The organism is Exiguobacterium sp. s141 (genome assembly GCF_018618085.1).
Taxonomy (GTDB): domain Bacteria; phylum Bacillota; class Bacilli; order Exiguobacteriales; family Exiguobacteriaceae; genus Exiguobacterium; species Exiguobacterium mexicanum_A.
This window is the reverse complement of sequence record NZ_JACSLJ010000005.1, coordinates 64,370-84,040: the sequence shown is the minus strand read 5'-3', so window position 1 is coordinate 84,040 and position 19,671 is coordinate 64,370. Positions and strand designations below refer to the sequence as shown.

Below are 19,671 nucleotides of genomic sequence, written 5' to 3'. Positions count from 1 at the left end.
AAGTCAGACATACCTCCGTTGCGTCCGTTATACTAAGCGCAAGGGAGGTTTTTTCATGCAACGTGTCTCAAGTGAACTCACACAATTTCGCGGCAGTCACTATGACTTTGGCCGTTTTCAAGGTACTTATATTAAGCGCAGCAAACTGCTCGAGAATCGGACCGACCAATGGAAGCTCCGCGTCCCGCGCTTTGAGATTGATGAGCGCGAGGCGAAGCAGGCGTTCGACCGGTTCGCCCCGAAGATTTGGGAAGAACTGCTCGGTCTGCAGGACGAGCTCGAGTTGACGCTCGCCGACACGCTCCTTCACTTCGGTCATTTCCGGGTCAATAACCCGGTCAGCGGCTGTTCGATTTTGACGGGGGACAACTTCCTCGTCCGCAACTATGACTATCACCCGATGACGTACGATGGACGCTATAACGTGTTCCAGCCAGATGAGGGTTACGCCGTCATCGGTCCCGTCTCACGTGTCACCGGCCGGATGGACGGGATGAACGAGAAAGGGCTCGCCATGGGTTATAACTTTATCAACCGCCGGCGCCCGGGGGATGGGTTCGTCTGCCAGATGATCGGCCGAATGATTCTCGAGACGTGCGCCACGGTCGAGGAAGCGGTCGATCTGCTTCAAGAGATTCCGCACCGCGGCTCGTTCACGTATGTCGTCCACGACAAGTCGTCGAAGACACGCGTCATCGAAGCGACACCGCGCGATATTCGTGTCCGCGAGTCGAATATCTGTACGAACCATTTCGAGCTGTTGCAACATGAGAATCGTTACCACCTTGACGACTCGACGCGGCGGATGATGGAAATCAAGATGTATCAACATATCGTCCAGGACGCCGAGAGCGCGTTCCGACTCATGAACGACTCGGACAAGGGTGTCTTCTCGGAGCTGTATAAGAGCTGGGCCGGCACGATTCACACGGCGGCTTACTTCCCGGAGACGCTCGAGACGTGGTTCGCCCTCGGTGGCGACCGCGACCCTGTCATTTTCGATTTTCAGGAGTGGCTCGACGGCAAGGATTTCGATTTACATGCCCTCGACGGGGAAATCGCGACCGATATCGAGTTCGCGAACACGGTCCAACTTTGGCGGTAACACAAACAAGCGGCGGCTCATGAAGAGTCGCTGCTTGTTTCGTTGAAGCTTATCACGTGACTTGTAGTCGAGGTATCGTATGGGATGAAGCCAAGCGATTCATAGAACTGTGCCCCTTGCGTCGTATATGTCCGGAGAACGACGGTGAGGAAGGTCTGTTTTGCTTCGAGCAACAATGCGTTCGCGAGATGTCTCCCGATACCTTGTCTGCGATAAGCCGGCAAGATGTAAAACCGTCTCAACCGCCCGACCGGATGTCCCGGAGAATACGGATTTTGATTCACTCCTCCGATGCCGACTAGATGGCCAGAGGCGTCAAACACTCCGAGTAGACACTCGCCGGGTTGATCGAACCGATTGCGTCCGTCGTGAAAGTCATCCACCAACCGGTCGAGCATGCGAAAGCCTTCTTGACGACTGGCGACAAGCAAGTCGGTCAAATCGACATGGTTGAGGTCAAAAATGTGTCGAATCGAATAGGGGGTCATGGTCTCATCTCCATTCGCGTGTCGGGCGGTACAGTTTTCTGTAAAACCGGGAATACTCATAGCAGGAGGGATTCAGATGAAACGAATCGGATTATTAGCCATCATGCTCAGTTTGATGCTCGTCCTCGGCGGCTGTGTGCCAGGCGACGGGACGTACACGACCGACCCGGCCGGATTCTTTTGGGGCGTCTGGCACGGCTGGATTGCCCCGGTGTCACTCATTTTAGGATTGTTCAATGACACGTATCGCGTCTATGAGGTGAACAACACTGGCTGGTTCTATGATTTAGGGTTCTATATCGCCATCATCAGCGGGTTTGGCGGGGTAGCAGTCACGCGCAAGAGTAGGGGCTGACGTTAGACTGACTTTCGTCCTGTCACGGCGACCGTATGATAATCTCGCGAGTCAGGTCCTCGGCGTTCTTGGACGTCAATGAACCCGAGCACAGAAGCAGCAGGAATCAACTGTTCACGCACGATTGCCGTGACACCGTCCCAGTTCACGCCACCTTTCCCATTACAGTACGTGATGACGAATGACCCGCCTGGTTTGAGGATACGGTCGATGGCGGCAAGCACCGCGGGTACGTCTTCCCAAAAGTAAATCGTATGGATGCTGAAGACACGGTCAAACTGTTCGTCTTGGAACGGAATCGTCCCGATGTTTCCTTCGACGACAGCAGCCCGTTGTCCGCGGACGGCCGCGCGATTACGTCGGAGCGCCGAGCGGACGATGGTCGGAGAACGGTCGAGCCCGGTCACACGTACCGTGCCGTCCGTCTGAAGCAGCCGAGCAAGTGCGTCCCCAGCGCCGCATCCGAGGTCGAGGATGCAGTCGTTTGGTTGAATCTGAAGTTGCTCAATCGTCCAATCGACCTCGACGCGGTGTTGGCGGACCATCTTCTCACCGATGTATGTCCCGACGATGCCGCGCGGGTTCTCGTATTGACTGTCAATCCATGTTTGCAGGCGTTTCCCGCGCATCGAACCATTCCTTTCTAAATGAAGCCGTTGTAGATTGAGTGTAGCATACCCATAAAGTAGAGGAGTTGAATTGATGCGATCGTTTTGGATTTTCGGCAATCAACTGTCACACGAGCTCGAGCTGTTCAGTCATATCGAGGACGATGACGTCATCGTCATGATCGAGGCGACGTCTCGGGCGATGTGGCGGAAGTATCATAAACAGAAGCTCGTCCTCATCTTCTCGGCGATGCGTCATTTCGCCGACGAGCTGCGCGACAAAGGTTACATGGTCGATTATCACGAGGCCGACTCGTTCCAAGATGCGTGGGACGACCACTTCACACGATATGAGCCGGAAGAAATCCATTACACGGCCGTCACCGACGCCGCGATGGAGAAGAAGTTGCATCAGTTTGGGGAGAAACACAAACTCGTTGAACATTCGGACGTGCCGCTCTTCTATTTAACGAAACAGGAGGCCGTCGAGACGATTGGTGCCGTGCCGTGGCGGATGGATCGGTTCTATCGCCAGATGCGGAAACGGTTCGAGGTATTGCTTGAGGACGGGAAACCAAAGGGCGGTAAATGGTCGTTCGATGCGGACAACCGTCAGCCGCCGAAAGATGGGCTGACGTTCCCGGCACCGATTCACTTCCGACCTGACGCCATCACAAAAAACGTCATTGAAAAAGTAGAGCGAGATTTCACCGACCATCGGGGCGACATCACCCCGTTCGTCTGGCCGGTGACGCGCAGTGAGGCACGCCGGGCACTGAAACGGTTCATCAAGGAGCGGCTCGAGACGTTCGGTCCGTATCAAGACGCGATGCTGACAGACAATCAGGACATGTCGCATAGCCTGTTATCGTCTTCAATCAACATCGGACTGTTGACTCCGGATGTGGTCGTCCAGGCAGCGTTGGAGTCGGACGCGCCACTCGCCTCGGTCGAAGGATTCGTCCGCCAAATCCTCGGCTGGCGGGAATATATGCGTGCTGTCTACGTGGCCTCGATGCCGGGATACGAGTCGGTCAACACGTTCAAGCATGAGCGCGACTTGCCGCACTATTTTTGGGACGCCGAGACGGACATGAACTGCATCCATCAGAGCGTGAAACCGGTCATCGAGAAGGCGCACAATCATCACATCCAGCGCCTCATGGTGCTCGGGAACTTTGCGACACTGTTCGAGGTATCGCCGCAACAGACGAGCGACTGGTTCAACGAGATGTATATCGACGCCTACGATTGGGTCGTCTTGCCGAACGTGCTCGGGATGGCGCTCCATGCCGACGGCGGGAAGCTGGCGACGAAGCCGTATATCGCCTCGGGAAAGTATATCGATAGGATGAGCGACTACTGCAAAGGCTGCAAGTATAACCCGAAACACACGACCGAAGACGACGCCTGTCCGTTCAACGCCCTCTATTGGAACTTCATCGACAAGCACGAGGAGCGGTTCGAAAAGAACCAGCGCATGAAGATGATGATCCGCAACTGGCAAGGCCGGGATGATGCCGTCAAAGCCGACATCTTGGCGAAAGCGAGACAGACGCTCGACGACACCGACTCATTATGAGTCGTTTTTTTACGTCGGCTTCACAAACTTTTGCACGAGCTTCACGGAAGCTTTACATTCATCCGGTACGATATGACTTGTGAGACCCCCTCATGCCAAGTGAATAGCAACCGGTAGAACATTCGAGAGACCAACAGAAGCCCGTACGTCGATGACGTCCTGTTTCTGTTGGTCCTTTTTTAGGGAAGGATGATTCAAGTGAATGAAACACTTCGCACGATCGGACAAGAGAAGATGATCGCCTCCATCAAATCACCGAAACAACTCGAGAAGTTCCTGCAGTCGGACGTGACGACGACGTTCCTCATGATGGGGACGCTCAGCACGCTCGACCGCTACGTCGCCCATTTGAAGCGTGAGAATCGGACCGTGTTCCTGCACGCCGAACGCATTAACGGCATCAGCCTCGACCGGGACGGCATCGACTATTTGGCGAAACGGGTCGGCGCCGATGGGATTGTGACGACGAAGGCGTCTGTCATCCAACACGCCAAACGGGCCGGCCTGATGACGGTGCAGCGCCTGTTCCTCGTCGACTCGGACGCCATCACCTCAGGCATCAAGATGGCGAAAGACCAACAGCCGGACGCGCTCGAACTGATGCCGGGTCTCATCCCGAGTGTCATCGAGCACGTCGCGGAACACGTCTCGCTGCCGATTGTGACGGGCGGGATGATCCGGAAACCGATTCACGTGCATGAAGCACTCGCTCACGGGGCGTTCGCCGTCTCGACCGGGGACGAGCGGCTTTGGGCGTCGCAAGGAATGAAGGAGGATATCATATGAAATCGATTCAACTGCAGAATATCAAAAAGTCATACGACGAGACGGAAGTCATCCGTGGCATCGACGTGACGATCGAGGCCGGTGAATTCTTCGCCCTCGTCGGACCGTCGGGATGCGGCAAGAGTACGATGCTCCGGATGATCGCCGGGCTCGAGTCGATCACGAGCGGGACGCTCCGCATCGACGGCGTCGCAGCGAACGAACTGAAACCGATCGAGCGGCAACTATCGATGGTATTCCAAAACTATGCGCTCTATCCGCACATGACCGTCGAGAAAAACATCACGTTCGGGTTACATACGAAAGGACTGACGAAGCTCGAGCAGCGCGAACGTTGCTTGGAAGCGGCTGAGACGCTCGGACTGACGGACTATTTGAAGCGGAAGCCGCGCGAACTGTCGGGCGGGCAACGGCAACGGGTCGCCTTGGCCCGGGCCATCGTCACCGAGTCGCCGATTTGCCTCATGGACGAGCCGCTCTCGAACTTGGACGCGAAACTTCGGGCCAAGATGCGCTCGGAGATCCGGCAGCTGCAACGCAAGCTCAAGCTGACGATGATTTACGTCACGCACGACCAAGTCGAGGCGATGACGATGGCCGACCGGATGATGCTGTTGAACGATGGCCAGGTCCAACAAGTCGGTCAACCGCTCGATTTGTACAATAAGCCGGCGAACACGTTCGTCGCCTCGTTCATCGGGTCACCGCCGATGAATTTGACGCCGGTGCAACGGAGTGACAAGGGCTGGGTCGCCTCGGACGGGCGTCTATTCCACCCGAACACGCTGACGCGAGAAGATACGGCGACGCTCGGCATCCGGCCGGAACAAATCACGCCGGCGAAAGACGAGATCACGTTCTACGCCGAACTGAAAAATATCGAAGTGCTCGGCACGGAGACGATTCTCGCCTTTGACATGGGCGGCGTCGAGTGGCTCGCCAAATGGCCCGGACAATGGCCGCTCGCGATTGGGGAGAAGATTGCCTGTTACGTCGACCCGAAACAGATGTCACTGTTTGATGCGACGGGGAATCGCATCGAACCGCGGCAACCGAAACTGTTCGAGGCGTTGGAGGTGTTCCAATGACGGTCGCCCTTCCGAGACAACGCGTCTGGACCCGATTATCAGACGCGACGAGCGGACTCCTCTACTTGTCCCCGTCGATCGCGTTATTTGGGATCTTTCTCGTCTATCCGTTGTTCCGGACGATTTACTTGAGTTTCTTTCAAACGGACACGCAAGGGACGCCACTCAGTTACGTCGGCGGCGAACATTACGCCAAACTGTTCACGAGCGCCTCGTTTTGGCAGAGCATCCAGGCGACGGTCGGCTTCGTCCTGTTGACCGTCCCACTCACGATCATCATCGCGCTCGGTCTGGCGCTCCTCGCCAACGAGAAGCTGCGCGGGATTGGCATCTTCCGGACAGCGTTCTCGGCGACGATGGGGATGAGCGTCGCAGCCTCATCCGTCATTTGGATGTTCATGTACAACCCGTCGATCGGTATCTTCAATCGCTTCTTGGAAGCGGTTGGGGCAAGCGGGGTGCAGTGGCTACTTGACCCGCAGTACGCGCTTCTATCCGTGTCGCTCGCGACCGTCTGGATGAATATCGGCTTCACGTTCTTGATTCTCCTCGGCGGGCTGCAAAACATCGACCGGACATTGTATGAGAGTGCGGACATCGCCGGGACCGGATATTGGACCCAGCTCCGGGCCATCACGATCCCGATGTTATCCCCGACGCTCTTCTTCGTCGGCATCATCTCGCTCATCAATGCGTTCCAGACGTTCGGACAAATCGATTTGCTGACGAAAGGCGGCCCGACGAACTCGACGAACGTCATCGTCTACGCCATCTATAAGGACGCGTTCATCAACTATAACGTCGGCGGGGCGAGTGCGCAGGCCGTGCTCTTGTTCTTGACGGTCCTCCTGTTGACGTGGCTCCAGTTCAAGCTCGTCGAAAGGAAGGTGCATTACCAATGACGCTCCGGAAAGTAGTCACGTATACGCTCCTCGTCTTGAGCGTCGTCGTCATGCTGTTCCCGATTGCCTACGCGTTCTCGATCAGCCTGATGGACGGGAGCGAAGTGTTGAAAGGGAACCTCATCCCGCGCGACGTCACGTTCGACAACTATGTCGCCGCGTTCGAGCGGATCCCGCTCATGACGTACTTATGGAACAGTCTCGTCGTCGCACTCCTCGTTATGGTCGGCCAAGTCGTCTTGTCGAGTCTTGCCGCCTTCGCGTTCGTCTTCATCGACTTCAAAGGGAAAGGGATCATCTTCATGCTCTTCCTCGCGACGATGATGGTGCCATGGGAAGCGACGATGGTACCGAACTTCTTGACGATTCAGTCGCTCGGCTGGCTCAACTCGGTGTGGGGGCTGTCGGTGCCATTCTTCGCGCTCGCGTTCGGGACGTTCCTGCTCCGGCAACAGTTCAAGACGATTCCGTACGAGATGTACGAGGCATCACAAATCGCCGGCATCAGCCGTTTCCGTTTCTTTTGGAACGTCGTCTTGCCGGTCTCGAAGACACCGCTCGTCACGTTGTCGGTATATAGCTTCTTGACAACATGGAACATGTACTTATGGCCGCTCCTCGTGACAAACACGGAGCAGGCACGCACGGTGCAAATCGGGATTAAGCAGATGCAGTCGAACGAGGTCGCCTCGGATTGGGGTGTCGTCATGGCGGCGGTCATCTTGATCATCATCCCGACGCTGATGCTGTTATTCGCAGGACAAAAGCAGTTACAAGAAGGTTTGACGCAAGGCGCGATCAAATAATAGGGGGAATATATGATGAAAAAGAAAGCATTATTCGCAGGGTTGGCTAGTTCGGTATTGTTGCTCGGGGCATGTGGCAGTCAAGAAGCGGAAGAGGCCGCGGCGACTACGACGACGGACGGAAAGACGGAAGTCGTGTTTTGGCACGCGATGAGCGGGGACTTAGAGACCGCGCTCAACAACCAAGTCGATGCCTTCAACGAGTCGCAAGAAGAATATGAAGTGAAACCGGTGTTCCAAGGCACGTATGAAGAGGCGCTGACGAAGTTCAACGCCGTCGCGGGTTCGACAGATGCACCGGCTATCATGCAGACGTTCGAGGTCGGCACGAAGTATATGATCGACTCGAACAAAATCACGCCGGTCCAGGAGTTCATCGACAAAGAGGACTTCGATACGAGCGTCTGGGAAGAGAACATCTTGAGCTACTATCAAGTCGACGGCAAGCAGTACTCGATGCCGTTCAACTCGTCGACACCGGTGCTCATCTACAACAAGGATGCGTTCGAAAAAGCGGGACTCGATCCGGAGAAAGCGCCGCGGACGTATGATGAACTGAAGAAGGCGGCGAAGACACTGACGACCGACGGCCAGACCGGCTTCACGATGCTGAACTACGGTTGGTTCTTTGAACAGCTCGTCGCCGCGCAAGGCGGGCTCTACGTCGATAACGACAACGGGCGCAGCGGTGCGCCGACGAAAGCGGTATTCGATGGGGAAGAAGGACAGAACGCCTTCAACTTGATCAAAGAGATGTACGACGAGAAGACGTTCATGAACGTTGGTCAAAACTGGGACGACATGCGTGCCGCTTTCCAATCAGGGAAAGTCGCCATGTATCTCGACTCGTCGGCCGGGATTCGCACCGTCGCGGATAACGCCGACTTCGAGGTCGGGGCGTCGTACTTGCCGGTGCCGAACGAAGCGGAGCGGGAAGGTGTCATCATCGGCGGGGCCTCGCTTTGGATGGGTGACGGCATCGCCGATGAGACGAAGCAGGGCGCATGGGAGTTCATGAAGTATGCGGCCTCTAAAGAAGCACAGGCCAAATGGCATGTCGAGACGGGCTACTTCGCCATCAACCCGGAGGCGTATGACGAGCCGATCGTCAAAGAGATGTGGGCCGAGTATCCACAACTGAAAGTGACGGTCGATCAATTGAGTGAGACGACAGCCTCACCAGCGACACAAGGCGCGCTCATCTCGACGTTCCCGCAATCCCGTCAAAGCGTCGTCAATGCGATGGAGAGCCTATACCAAGGCGTATCGGTCGAGGACGCGTTGAAGCGCGCGGCCGATGAGACGACTTCCACCTTGGGGCAGTGATATGTTGATTTACGCACATCGCGGCTATAGCGCCAAGTATCCCGAGAACACACTAAGCGCGTTCAAGGCGGCGTTGCCACATGTTGACGGCATCGAACTCGACGTCCAATTGACGCGCGACGGACGCCTCGTCGTCATCCATGACGAGACGGTCGACCGGACGACGAACGGGAGCGGTTTCGTCAAAAATATGACGCTCCGGCAGCTCCGCTTGCTCCGGACGGAGAGCGGGGAACGAATCCCGACGCTCGAGGAAGTGCTCGTCTTGCTCGAACCGACCGACGTCACGCTCAACATCGAGCTGAAGACGGACCGGTTCGACTATGACGGGATCGAGTATCTGACGTGGCTCGCCGTCACCGAGTTCAAGCTCGAACAACGTGTCGTCTTCTCTTCATTCAATCCAGACACGCTCATCCGATTGCGGGATATCGCCCGTGAGGCGAGGATTGCCGTCCTGACAACTGATGGGCATCCGAATTTGATCGAGTTCGTCGAGCGAATCGGGGCCGAGGCCGTCCACGCCCAGCCGGAATTCACCGGAACAGTGGAGGCGGCGACGCTCCGCGAACAAAATCGGTCACTTCGTCTCTACACGATCAATGACCCGAGCGAGTTGCCGGACATGACTGGTGTCGACGCCATCATGACGGACGAGGTCGAGCGGTTTCAACGCATCAACTGAAAGAACCCCTTGAGAGACGACTCTCAAGGGGTTCTTTTCTGTTCATCTTTCTTCGGCGAATCACTAAAAGCGAAATATATCCCGACGCCAATCGCGAGCCCAATCAAGTAGTTGTCGAGGGCGATGGCTAACGAGATACCGATTGCGAGGGCGAGCGGGAAGGCATAGCTGCCGGTCGTCTGTTTATTGGACATGGAGAACTCCTCCTTTGTCCAATTTGTACGGATGTCGCCTCAAAAAGTTTCAAGCTTTCTTCTTCGTCCCTTGGAACGCGAAGAACATCGCGATGCCGATCCCGAGTCCGAGCCACCAGTTATCGAACAACAAGCCGAAGATGAGGACAAAAGCGACGGCGACCGGGAGTGCTAAAAATCCACGTTGACGTTTCATGAAAATCATCCTTTCTGCTTCTCTCTGTTCGACTGTTCCCGGTTTGGAATCGATTCATTCTAAAAGTAAACGTTTTCATAAAAATGGCTCAACGGCAACGTTTGTCTAAACGATGAACAGTTATATTTTCATGTGAAATTGTGAGCAAATTCATCTATTCAACAGACGAGGACCCTGCTATATTAATCATGTGATATATTTCACATGAAGAAATCATAAATCACTTATATATAGGAGGACCACCCGATGGTTACATTTTTCTTAGCGTTAGGACTGTTATTGCTCGGTTATCTCGTCTACGGCCGGTACGTCGAGAAGACGTTCGGGATCAAAGAAGAGCGGACGACGCCCGCCTATGCGTCACAGGACGGTGTCGACTACGTGCCGATGGGGACGAAGCGAAACTCGATGATTCAACTGTTGAACATCGCCGGTGTCGGTCCGATCTTCGGTCCGATCATGGGCGCCTTGTATGGCCCGGTCGCATTCCTGTGGATCGTGCTCGGTTCAATCTTCGCCGGCGCGGTACATGACTATTTGACCGGGATGATCTCGCTTCGTAACAACGGGGCGCACTTGCCGCAGCTCGCCGAGAAGTTCCTCGGTCGGTCGCTCCGCCACGTCGTCAACGGCTTCGCGTTGCTCTTGCTGCTCTTAGTCGGGACCGTGTTCGTCACGTCACCGGCCAATATGATTAACAACTTGTTCGACGGCACCGGCTCGACGCTCGCCATCGTCACGTTCGGCATCTTTGCCTACTACATCTTGGCGACACTGCTCCCGGTCGATAAAATCATCGGCCGCATCTATCCGTTCTTCGGGGCGCTTCTCTTGTTGAGCGCCGTCGGCATCGCCGTCAGTCTATTCACGCAAGGCTATCAAATCCCGGAGATGACGTTGACGAACATGCATCCGGACGGCTTGCCGCTCTGGCCGCTCATCTTCTTCACGATCTCGTGCGGGGCACTGTCAGGCTTCCATGCCACGCAGTCACCGATCATCTCGCGGACGACGATGAAAGAGAGCAACGGTCGCAGCATTTTTTACGGCATGATGATCGTCGAAGCGGTCATCGCCATGATCTGGGCGGCTGCCGCCATGGCCATCTTCGAACCGGGTGAACTGCTCGCCATGATCAATGCCGGTACGCCGGCGCTCGTCGTCCAAGAAGTGGCGACGCTCATGCTCGGTAGCATCGGCGGCACGCTCGCCATCCTCGGCGTCATCGTCTTGCCGATCACGTCGGGCGACACGGCGTTCCGGAGTGCCCGCATGATCATCGCCGACTACTTGAACATCGTCCAGAAGAAGTTCACGTCACGGTTGTGGATCGCGCTCCCGCTCTTCGTCCTGTCGTTCATCTTGACGAAAGTCGACTTCCGTCTGTTGTGGCAATACTTCAACTGGGCCAACCAGACGACGGCGGTCATCGCTTTGTTCGTCGGTGCGACGTACTTGTATATCAAAGGACGGAACTACTGGATCGCCTTGTTGCCCGGGACGTTCATGTTGTATGTCGTCTGGTTCTACATTTTGACGGCTCCGATCGGCTTCAAGATGGACGGGGTGCTCCCGTATATTTTGGCCACAATCGGCACGGTCACACTGTTCGGCTTGTTCTTCCGCCACGCGAAAGCGATGCGCGAACAAGGGCTCGAGTGCGACATATCAAGCGATCAAGCAGCATGACAAAAGGGTTTGGCCTCGGCCAGACCCTTTTTAGTCGGTTGTCTCTTGTTCCGTGAGTAGCGTCGTACTCGTTGTGCTGTGGGAATACAGATAGATGGAGAACGTTGTCCCTTCTCCGTACACCGAGTCGGCGTGAATGCCCCAGCCGTGTGCCTCGGCGATCCGTTTGCAGATGCGGAGGCCGAGCCCAGTCCCTTTGATCGGACGGTGGGCGTCCGAGTCGACTCGGTAGTATTCGTCGAACACGTACGGGATGGCGTCGCTCGGGATGCCGATCCCCGTGTCCCGTACCGACAGGACGTACGTGTCGCCCTCGGTCGTCATCTCGACATAGACCGTGCCGCCGTCCGGAGAGTACTTAATAGCGTTGCCAATCAAGTTGTGAAGCAACTGCAACAGTTTTTCCTCGTCGGCCTCGATCGTCACGTCGTCGGCTGACAAGATGACGTCGTGCTGGGGAGACGTCGCCTTGTAGTGGGCGACGACGTCCTCTAGCACCGGTCGCAAGGCGAACGTCGACATCGATAACAGTTCTTCGGAATAGTTCACCCGCTGATAGTCGAGGAAGTTGTCCACGAGGCGTTCGAGCCGCTCGGCTTCCCGTTTGACGAGCGTCAACATCCCGTGCGTCTTGTCGTTGTCGCTATGCTGGTACATGAGCAGTTCGGCGTAGCCGTTGATGGCTGTGAGCGGGGAGCGGAACTCGTGGGACAGCTCGGCGAGGAAGGCATCCTTCTGTTCCTCGAATCGGATCGAGTCGGTGATGTCGCGCCACATGATGAACACGCCACGCGGGGTGTGCGTGAAGTTCGAAATGACTTGCATCGTCCGCTCGCCGATGCGGAGCGACTTCGCATCCATGCTCGGGCAACAGCCGAACCGGTTCGTCAACAGCTCATCCCAAAACAGCGTCACGTCGGTCATATCGGCCCCGTTCCGCTCGAGCGTCTCATAAAAGAAACGGGTCATATCGTCCATGCTTGGAAAGCGACGGGTCTCCATCGACGGACAGATGGCACGGAGCTGTTCATTCGAATACAGATGGTTCCGTGTGAAGTCGATATAGCAGACGGCATCCTGCACCTCTTCGACGAGCGAGGCAATCGGGAAGGCGTGAGGGGAGCGGGCGCGCTTCGTCACGACGGATCGACTGCTCGCGGACCGTCCATGATTTCGCCGTGCCGGATAAAATGACTTTCGATTCATGAGAGAACCTCCTTTCCATCAAAGGTTATATTATGAAAGTAAGTAAGTGCGTAGCATTCCCATTCATTATACGATATTCCGGCTTAATTCCCTATACCATCCATAGGCCTAGCTAAAAACCGGTCATGATCGGGACACTTGGACGATTCGGTCTCGATTCTAGGAAAAAACGCCTCCCTCGAGGATGCGAGGAAGGCGTCAGGCTTAGAAGAACGTGTATGGGTTGACGCTATTGGCAGCCGTCGAGCTGCTATAGACGTATTTGTTTTTATGGACCTCGAAGTGGAGATGGTTCCCGAACGAGTTGCCGGTGTTGCCGACCGTACCGATTTTCCCACCCTTGGCGACCTTCTGTCCTTTGACGACGTTCAAGCGGTCCAAGTGGGCGTAGACGGTCGTATAGGCTTGACCGTTGATCGTGTGTGAAACCATGACGTGGTTGCCGTAGGCGCCGTAGTTCCGGGCGACGATGACTTGGCCGTATGCTGCCGATTGGACCGTCGTGCCTTTGGCGGCCGCCAAATCGATGCCGTTATGGAACGTGTAGCCATATTTTCCGCTCGCCGGGCCGTACCCTTGCGTCAACGTACCTTTTGTCGGCATGAGGAGCTTGCCCGCTGTCGCCGTTTGGAGTGATGTGCTGCTATATTTTTTTACATATGTACTCGAGACGTATTTTGTACTGCCGTTATAATTGATTTTCGTCCATGAACCGGTCGCGCCGAGATAGGTGAACGTTTGGCCGAGTTTGGCACTGCCGACTTTTTGGTAAGACGTCGATGGGCCGCTCCGCACGTTCAGGACATTCGTCGTGACTTTGACTTTATACGATGTAGCTGCCTCTACCGGTGTCGAAGCGGGAAGTGTTAAGCCGGAAACAAGAAGGGCGCCTAATGTAATCGTCATCAGTTGTTTTTTCATAGTATGGTAAATCCTTTCAATTATGTAACAATGCGACAGAACAATGATAATTACCTTACAAAAAAATTTTACCATCAAAAAATAGATTTTAATATGTCATTTATATTTCAAAAAAGTATAATTGTTATGAAAACGACAGTGTAGTGGGAAAAGTCGAGTTGTACCAACGTAATTGAGACGTACAACGTTTTGTTGGTAAAAGAATATATGCCTAATATTCAAAAAAACTCCGATTTCTCATAGTTTAACTTTTGAAAAACAGGGTAATTTTAATTAGTTTGGCCTAAATAAAAAAGACCGATGAGAATCAATTATTTTTTGTCAGTTGTTTCCTTAAATGCTTCCTCCTATACATAAGAAAAACCGAGGCAGGAGCCTCGGCTTAGTTTGCCTGTCCTTACGGAGAAGGCGTGACCACGTTCAGATGAATATTTCGATTATGGTGCCGACAATTCTTCCTCGGTGACCCATTTATGATTGGTCACTTCTTCACCTGATTCTAACGTGAAGTCGACCATATAGACGGTCGTCTTTTCAGCCGAATCGACGGTTGCCGTCGTGCCGCCCATTCCTTCCATATGTTCAGCCTCGACATCGATCTCATCGCCGACCTCATATGGTTCGGTCGTGGCGTTTTTGACTTCTTCATGGATAATCCATTTGTGGTCTTCGACGCGTTCACCCCCATGCATTGGATCATACGAAATGCTGTATACGACTGTATCGTAGGCACCGACGATCGTCGCTTCGGCTCCTTCCATACCTGGCATATGGGCTTCTGTGATGATGGCCTTGTCACCGACCGCGAACGTCGGGTTCTCCGCTGACTTCAAGCCCTCGGGGACGTCCCCAGACCCGGACATATCCATCCCTGAATGGTCGTTTCCATCCATCGTCTCTTCCATCTGGTCACTCATGTTCGTATCGGTATTCGTCGTTTCGTCTTCGCCACAGGCGACGAGCAAACCGCTGAGTGAGAGTGCCATCGTCATCATTCCAAGTTTTTTGTTTACCTTCATTACTATTCCCTCCAATTAACGTGTGATTAGTTTACTTTCAACTGTCCCATCATCCCGTTTTCTTCATGTTCCAGGATGTGGCAGTGATACATGAACGTCCCTGTCTCCCGAAACGTCATTTCGATTTTCACTTTCTCGCCCGGTGCGACAGCGACCGTATCTTTCCAACCGCGTTCATTGTCAGGCGGGGGTTGGCCGTCCCGTTCAAGTATCCGGAATTGGACGCCGTGGACGTGGAACGGGTGGGTCATCCCGCCCATCATGTCTTCTCGATTATAAATTTCCCATATCTCGGTCGAACCTTGTTGGACGTTGATGTCGATTCGATCGGGGTCGAATTGTTTGCCGTCAATCGACACCATGTTGCCCATCCCGAACAACGTGAGGCGTCGGTCGGCAACGCTTGATTCGTTAGACGCAGACGTTCCGTCAAAGGCATCGCTCCATTCGCCGTCTTGATCGACCTCGTCACGCACCGTGAACGTCGTGAACGGAATCCCGTCTGCTTGAAGAGCGAGGTCGTCCCCGAGCGACAAGTCTGAGAAGTCGATTAATATCTCGGCTCGTTCGCTAGGTGTGAGCGTCAACGTTTTGAGTGATACGGGTTTGTCGAGCAACCCGCCGTCGGTCGCGATTTGAGTGAATGACGATCCGTTCGATAATGAGAAGTCGATGTTCCGAGCGTTAGAGCCGTTAACGAGACGGACGCGTAACGTGTTCGTGGTCACGTCGAACGTCGTATTGATGGCACCGTTCGCAATCAACGTATCGCCGACCGTCCCATCGACGTTCATCTGGCGATCGTAATCGAGTTGTCCGTCGTCTGTGAAGAGACGGTCTTGGACGATGAGCGGAATGTCATCGACACCGTACTCGTTTGGCAACCCGTTCTCCGCTTGGTCCGTTACGTACAAGAGTCCGGCCAGACCAAGGTATACTTGTTCGGCCGTTGCGCCCATCGGATGCGGATGGAACCAAAGCGTGCCCGGTTCTTGGTCAATCTCGAGACGAACTTGTTTTTGCTCACCGGGGCCAATCAGTTGGTGCGGTCCGCCGTCTTCTTCTCCAGGGATGACGAGACCGTGCCAATGGAATGAGGTCGGTTCGGCGAGCTGATTGATCGTGTCGATATACACGGTCTTCCCAGCTGGCAACTCAATCATTGGGCCGAGTAAAGTCCCGTTATAGCCAAGCGTCTCGGTGTTGACGCCTTCGTCGAAGAAGCGATGCTCGCCACGTTCAGTGCGGACCGTATAATAAAGCGCCTCGTCTGTGACGCGGTCAGGTTGTAGCCGTTTCGGAATCGGAAGCGGTTGAGCTGGTTCGTCGGAGGTGATGAGGTCAATCGTGTTCCCACGTCCCATCCCACCATTGCCGTGCATCATGCCGCCATTGTCCCGATCTCCCATGAATGATCCGTTTCCCATCATCCAGCCTCCAGGAGCGAACGTGAACAACAGGAGGAGCAGTCCAATCACGATACTTACGATAACCATCCCGATAATCCATTTCATGACGCGGTTCATGAGGCATCATCCTTTCTAGTTAAAACGATGGCCTATTTAGTTATACCAACAACTTATGAAATTTTTGTTAAACGGGAAATTTAGTTTTTATATACTGCATAGGGGTATATGGTATACATAAGAGGTGGTCAACGTGGAACATTCACACCACGCGTCATCTATCATGAACACGGAGAAGCGCATGACTCGCACGCCGGCGGACATGAAGGGATGATTGAAGAGTATAAGCGTCGATTTTTCGTCTCGTTAGGACTGACGATTCCAATCCTCATCTTGTCGGACATGATTCAAGAGTGGGCCGGTTTCGAACTTACGTTTACTTATGAAAAGCAGACGCTATTCGTGTTGGCGACGATCATGTACGTCTATGGAGGGTGGCCGTTTTTGAAAGGGAGCATCGACGAATTGCGTCAACGAAACCCGGGGATGATGATGCTGATTGGACTGGCCATCAGCGTCGCGTACTTCTATAGTGTCGCTATCGTGTTCGGGTATGGGCATGGACATGACTTCTTTTGGGAGTTGGCGACGTTGATCGTGATCATGTTGCTCGGGCATTGGATTGAGATGCGCTCCATCATGGGTGCCTCGAACGCGTTGCAACAGCTCGTTCGTCTATTACCGAGTGTGGCGCACCGCATCAACGGGAGTGATATCGAAGACGTTCCCGTCTCGGCGCTCGCTGCGGGGGATTTGATTCTCGTCAAACCGGGCGAGCAGATCCCTGTCGACGGGGAACTGCTGAAAGGGCGGACGACGGTCGATGAGTCGATGTTGACCGGGGAGTCGATGCCCGTTGAGAAAGAAACGGGAGATGTCGTCATCGCCGGGTCAATCAACCAAGAAGGAAGTATGACGATTTCAACGACGAGCACGGGAGAGAGCACATACTTGTCGAAAGTCATCGACTTGGTCAAAGAAGCACAGGAGTCCAAATCAAAAACGCAAAATCTGGCCAATCGGGCCGCCAAGCTTTTGTTCTATGTCGCCGTCGGGGCGGGGGTGCTGACGTTCGTCATTTGGCTCGCTCTCGGCTACTCGGTCAGTATGGCCGTCGAGCGAATGGTCACCGTCATGGTCATCTCATGTCCGCATGCGCTCGGCCTTGCGTCCCCGCTTGTCGTGGCGGTCTCGACGTCGCTATCCGCGAAACGAGGGCTGTTGATTCGGAACCGGACCCAGTTCGAGGAGGCACGTCATCTCGATGCGGTCATCTTCGATAAGACGGGCACACTGACGCAAGGTGATTTTGGGGTGACGGACATTGAAGCCGCATCCTCGTATACGAACGATGAAGTGTTGCGTCTGGCTGCCGCCGTCGAGACGGCCTCGCAACATCCGCTCGCACGAGGGATTCTTCGCGAAGCGGAAGAGCGAGGTTTGACGTTACCTGAGGTCGTCGATTTCGCCTCCATCACGGGCGTCGGTCTAGAAGGTCGCGTGAACGGGGCACACGTTCAAGTCGTCAGTCCTCGTTTTATTCGCGAGCACGAGCTATCGATCGATGAAACGGCATTTGATCAGTTATCGGCCGCCGGGAAGACCGTCGTCTTCACGATTCGCGACGGGGAATCGGTCGGCATGATCGCCTTGGCGGACATGGTTCGCGATGAGGCGAAAGAGACGGTCCGAGCGTTGAGAGAGCGCGGTGTCCGCTCGATTATGCTCACCGGGGATAACCGGAAAGTGGCGAACTGGGTCGCCTCGCAACTTCACATCGATGAAGTGTACGCAGAAGTGCTACCGGATGATAAATCACGGCAAGTCCAAACCGTCCAAGCCGATGGCAGCAAAGTGGCGATGGTCGGGGACGGCATCAACGACGCACCGGCCTTGGCCCAAGCGGATGTCGGAATCGCCATCGGGAGCGGGACCGACGTCGCCGTCGAGACGGCCGATATCGTTCTTGTCCGGAGCAGCCCGAAAGACGTGCTGTCGATTCTCGACTTGTCTCGCAACACGTACAACAAGATGATTCAGAATCTCTGGTGGGCCGCCGGCTACAACATCGTCGCCATCCCGCTCGCAGCGGGTGTGCTGGCACCGCTCGGCATTCTTTTGTCACCGGCCGTCGGTGCCGTGCTCATGAGCCTCAGTACGGTCATCGTCGCGCTCAATGCCCGGACGCTCAAACTTTAACAATTCTTTCATCTTTAGTCTCTATAATGAGTAGGATGCTAAAAATGGGGGGAACTAGAATGAAACGAAAGCTATTCGTACCGATGTTCGTGACGACCGTATTCCTTGCCTCGTGCGGTGCGGATCCGACAGAGAATCAGACCACTGCACCGGTTGTTGAGAAAGAGAAATCGACAACCGAACAGACGACAGACCACTGGACAGCGACAAAAACAGGCACCGCGGTCTCCCATATTCACGGTGCCGGTTTTTGGCAAGACGGACGCCCGGTCATCGCGACGCATACGGGACTGATGGAATTCAGGCAAGACGGCTGGTACGAGTTGTCGTCGAACCGGCATGACTATATGGGCTTTGAGCTCGTCGCGGACGGCTTTTACGCGAGCGGTCACCCGGCGCAGGATTCGCCGTATAAGAATCCGCTCGGCGTCGTCCGTGGAACCGAGAAAGGCGAGACGCTCGAAATTCGTTCGCTAGAGGGCGAGGCCGATTTTCACTATATGAGTGCGGGCTTCGAATCCGAGAGCCTTTACGTGTATTTAGAACAAGCGACAAAAGAGCTCGCGCCAGGTTTTTATCGTTCGCTCGACGGCGGTGTCTCGTTTGAGCCGATGAAGATGGACGGGATCGAAGGTCGTGGCATCGCCGGTATCACGGCCGATGCGAGCGAACCGAAACGCGTCTTCGTCTATGGCCCAGATGGCATCCTCGTTTCAGATGACGGGGGAGATACGTTCGAGCCGTTCCTGGAACAGAAGAATATCGTCACGATGGCATCGACGAAAGGGAAATTGGCGTCAATCACGAAAGACGGTGCCTCGTTCGATCTTGTGGTCTCGGATTTGACCGACGAGACGGAGACGACCGTTGAGCTGCCCTCGCTGAACGCGGACAGCGTCCCGATCGAACTGGTCAGCCAAAACGGGCGATTGTTGCTAGCGACATCGGATAACAGTGTGTACGTCTTTGAAGACGAGGAATGGACGCAACTGTTGCAAGCAGGGAAAGTGAAATGAAAAAAATCCGGCGCCTGAGCTCAGGTGCCGGATT

At 54.8% G+C, this 19,671-nt stretch carries 20 protein-coding genes; 12 read left to right on the top strand and 8 right to left on the bottom strand.

What is annotated here, in order from left to right:
• The first annotated feature begins 55 nt into the window (after nucleotides 1-55).
• Nucleotides 56-1,105 (top strand): C45 family autoproteolytic acyltransferase/hydrolase, encoded by a 1,050-nt coding sequence (locus KNP74_RS11430; protein WP_214764350.1) that lies wholly within the window; start codon nucleotides 56-58, stop codon nucleotides 1,103-1,105.
• 17 nt (nucleotides 1,106-1,122) lie between these two features.
• On the opposite strand, the gene KNP74_RS11425 is transcribed toward KNP74_RS11430, so the two are convergent.
• Entirely contained in the window at nucleotides 1,123-1,593 is a 471-nt protein-coding gene (locus tag KNP74_RS11425; protein WP_214764349.1) for a GNAT family N-acetyltransferase, read from the bottom strand.
• Nucleotides 1,594-1,669: 76 nt separating this feature from the next.
• Between KNP74_RS11425 and KNP74_RS11420 the strand changes: the two genes are divergently transcribed.
• Complete coding sequence (locus KNP74_RS11420) at nucleotides 1,670-1,948, top strand: hypothetical protein (RefSeq protein ID WP_214756115.1); 279 nt, start codon at nucleotides 1,670-1,672, stop codon at nucleotides 1,946-1,948.
• Nucleotides 1,949-1,950: 2 nt separating this feature from the next.
• On the opposite strand, the gene KNP74_RS11415 is transcribed toward KNP74_RS11420, so the two are convergent.
• Nucleotides 1,951-2,577, bottom strand: a complete 627-nt coding sequence (locus KNP74_RS11415; RefSeq protein WP_214764347.1) for a class I SAM-dependent methyltransferase — start codon at nucleotides 2,575-2,577, stop codon at nucleotides 1,951-1,953.
• A 73-nt stretch (nucleotides 2,578-2,650) separates the two neighbouring features.
• Here KNP74_RS11415 and KNP74_RS11410 point away from each other — a divergent pair, with 73 nt between their 5' ends.
• The 7 genes from KNP74_RS11410 (at nucleotide 2,651) to KNP74_RS11380 (ending at nucleotide 9,731) form a co-directional block, all read left to right on the top strand.
• Entirely contained in the window at nucleotides 2,651-4,138 is a 1,488-nt protein-coding gene (locus KNP74_RS11410; RefSeq protein WP_214764346.1) for a cryptochrome/photolyase family protein, read from the top strand.
• A gap of 198 nt (nucleotides 4,139-4,336) precedes the next feature.
• A complete protein-coding gene (locus KNP74_RS11405) occupies nucleotides 4,337-4,924 on the top strand; it encodes a glycerol-3-phosphate responsive antiterminator (protein ID WP_371815289.1) in 588 nt (195 codons plus the stop codon).
• Entirely contained in the window at nucleotides 4,921-6,012 is a 1,092-nt protein-coding gene (locus KNP74_RS11400) for an ABC transporter ATP-binding protein (RefSeq protein WP_214764344.1), read from the top strand. The genes KNP74_RS11405 and KNP74_RS11400 overlap by 4 nt, the downstream gene beginning before the upstream one ends.
• Nucleotides 6,009-6,914: a carbohydrate ABC transporter permease gene (locus KNP74_RS11395; RefSeq protein ID WP_138858797.1), complete on the top strand. Its 906-nt coding sequence runs from the start codon at nucleotides 6,009-6,011 to the stop codon at nucleotides 6,912-6,914. Before KNP74_RS11400 ends, KNP74_RS11395 begins: the two co-directional genes overlap by 4 nt.
• Nucleotides 6,911-7,720: a carbohydrate ABC transporter permease gene (locus KNP74_RS11390; RefSeq protein WP_138858798.1), complete on the top strand. Its 810-nt coding sequence runs from the start codon at nucleotides 6,911-6,913 to the stop codon at nucleotides 7,718-7,720. Before KNP74_RS11395 ends, KNP74_RS11390 begins: the two co-directional genes overlap by 4 nt.
• A 12-nt stretch (nucleotides 7,721-7,732) precedes the next feature.
• Nucleotides 7,733-9,046, top strand: coding sequence for an ABC transporter substrate-binding protein (locus KNP74_RS11385; RefSeq protein WP_371816336.1), 1,314 nt, complete (start codon nucleotides 7,733-7,735; stop codon nucleotides 9,044-9,046).
• Nucleotides 9,018-9,731 (top strand): glycerophosphodiester phosphodiesterase, encoded by a 714-nt coding sequence (locus tag KNP74_RS11380; protein WP_214764342.1) that lies wholly within the window; start codon nucleotides 9,018-9,020, stop codon nucleotides 9,729-9,731. The genes KNP74_RS11385 and KNP74_RS11380 overlap by 29 nt, the downstream gene beginning before the upstream one ends.
• A gap of 23 nt (nucleotides 9,732-9,754) precedes the next feature.
• Here KNP74_RS11380 and KNP74_RS11375 read toward each other — a convergent pair whose 3' ends face one another.
• Both KNP74_RS11375 and KNP74_RS11370 read right to left on the bottom strand, forming a co-directional pair.
• A complete protein-coding gene (locus KNP74_RS11375; protein ID WP_214764341.1) occupies nucleotides 9,755-9,925 on the bottom strand; it encodes a hypothetical protein in 171 nt (56 codons plus the stop codon).
• A gap of 49 nt (nucleotides 9,926-9,974) precedes the next feature.
• A complete protein-coding gene (locus tag KNP74_RS11370; RefSeq protein ID WP_167491745.1) occupies nucleotides 9,975-10,121 on the bottom strand; it encodes a hypothetical protein in 147 nt (48 codons plus the stop codon).
• Nucleotides 10,122-10,367: 246 nt separating this feature from the next.
• Between KNP74_RS11370 and KNP74_RS11365 the strand changes: the two genes are divergently transcribed.
• Nucleotides 10,368-11,810: a carbon starvation CstA family protein gene (locus KNP74_RS11365; protein WP_214764339.1), complete on the top strand. Its 1,443-nt coding sequence runs from the start codon at nucleotides 10,368-10,370 to the stop codon at nucleotides 11,808-11,810.
• Nucleotides 11,811-11,840: 30 nt separating this feature from the next.
• Here KNP74_RS11365 and KNP74_RS11360 read toward each other — a convergent pair whose 3' ends face one another.
• The 4 genes from KNP74_RS11360 to KNP74_RS11345 form a co-directional block, all read right to left on the bottom strand.
• Nucleotides 11,841-13,016, bottom strand: a complete 1,176-nt coding sequence (locus KNP74_RS11360; protein WP_214764338.1) for a sensor histidine kinase — start codon at nucleotides 13,014-13,016, stop codon at nucleotides 11,841-11,843.
• A gap of 204 nt (nucleotides 13,017-13,220) precedes the next feature.
• Nucleotides 13,221-13,922: a peptidoglycan DD-metalloendopeptidase family protein gene (locus tag KNP74_RS11355; RefSeq protein WP_332908946.1), complete on the bottom strand. Its 702-nt coding sequence runs from the start codon at nucleotides 13,920-13,922 to the stop codon at nucleotides 13,221-13,223.
• A gap of 452 nt (nucleotides 13,923-14,374) precedes the next feature.
• Nucleotides 14,375-14,956: a YdhK family protein gene (locus tag KNP74_RS11350; protein ID WP_214711128.1), complete on the bottom strand. Its 582-nt coding sequence runs from the start codon at nucleotides 14,954-14,956 to the stop codon at nucleotides 14,375-14,377.
• Between the two features lie 26 nt (nucleotides 14,957-14,982).
• Nucleotides 14,983-16,470, bottom strand: a complete 1,488-nt coding sequence (locus tag KNP74_RS11345) for a multicopper oxidase family protein (protein ID WP_251130170.1) — start codon at nucleotides 16,468-16,470, stop codon at nucleotides 14,983-14,985.
• A gap of 120 nt (nucleotides 16,471-16,590) precedes the next feature.
• Here KNP74_RS11345 and KNP74_RS11340 point away from each other — a divergent pair, with 120 nt between their 5' ends.
• Both KNP74_RS11340 and KNP74_RS11335 read left to right on the top strand, forming a co-directional pair.
• Nucleotides 16,591-18,621, top strand: coding sequence for a heavy metal translocating P-type ATPase (locus KNP74_RS11340; protein WP_214764336.1), 2,031 nt, complete (start codon nucleotides 16,591-16,593; stop codon nucleotides 18,619-18,621).
• A 59-nt stretch (nucleotides 18,622-18,680) separates the two neighbouring features.
• Nucleotides 18,681-19,637 (top strand): F510_1955 family glycosylhydrolase, encoded by a 957-nt coding sequence (locus KNP74_RS11335; RefSeq protein ID WP_214764335.1) that lies wholly within the window; start codon nucleotides 18,681-18,683, stop codon nucleotides 19,635-19,637.
• The last annotated feature ends 34 nt before the right edge of the window (nucleotides 19,638-19,671 follow it).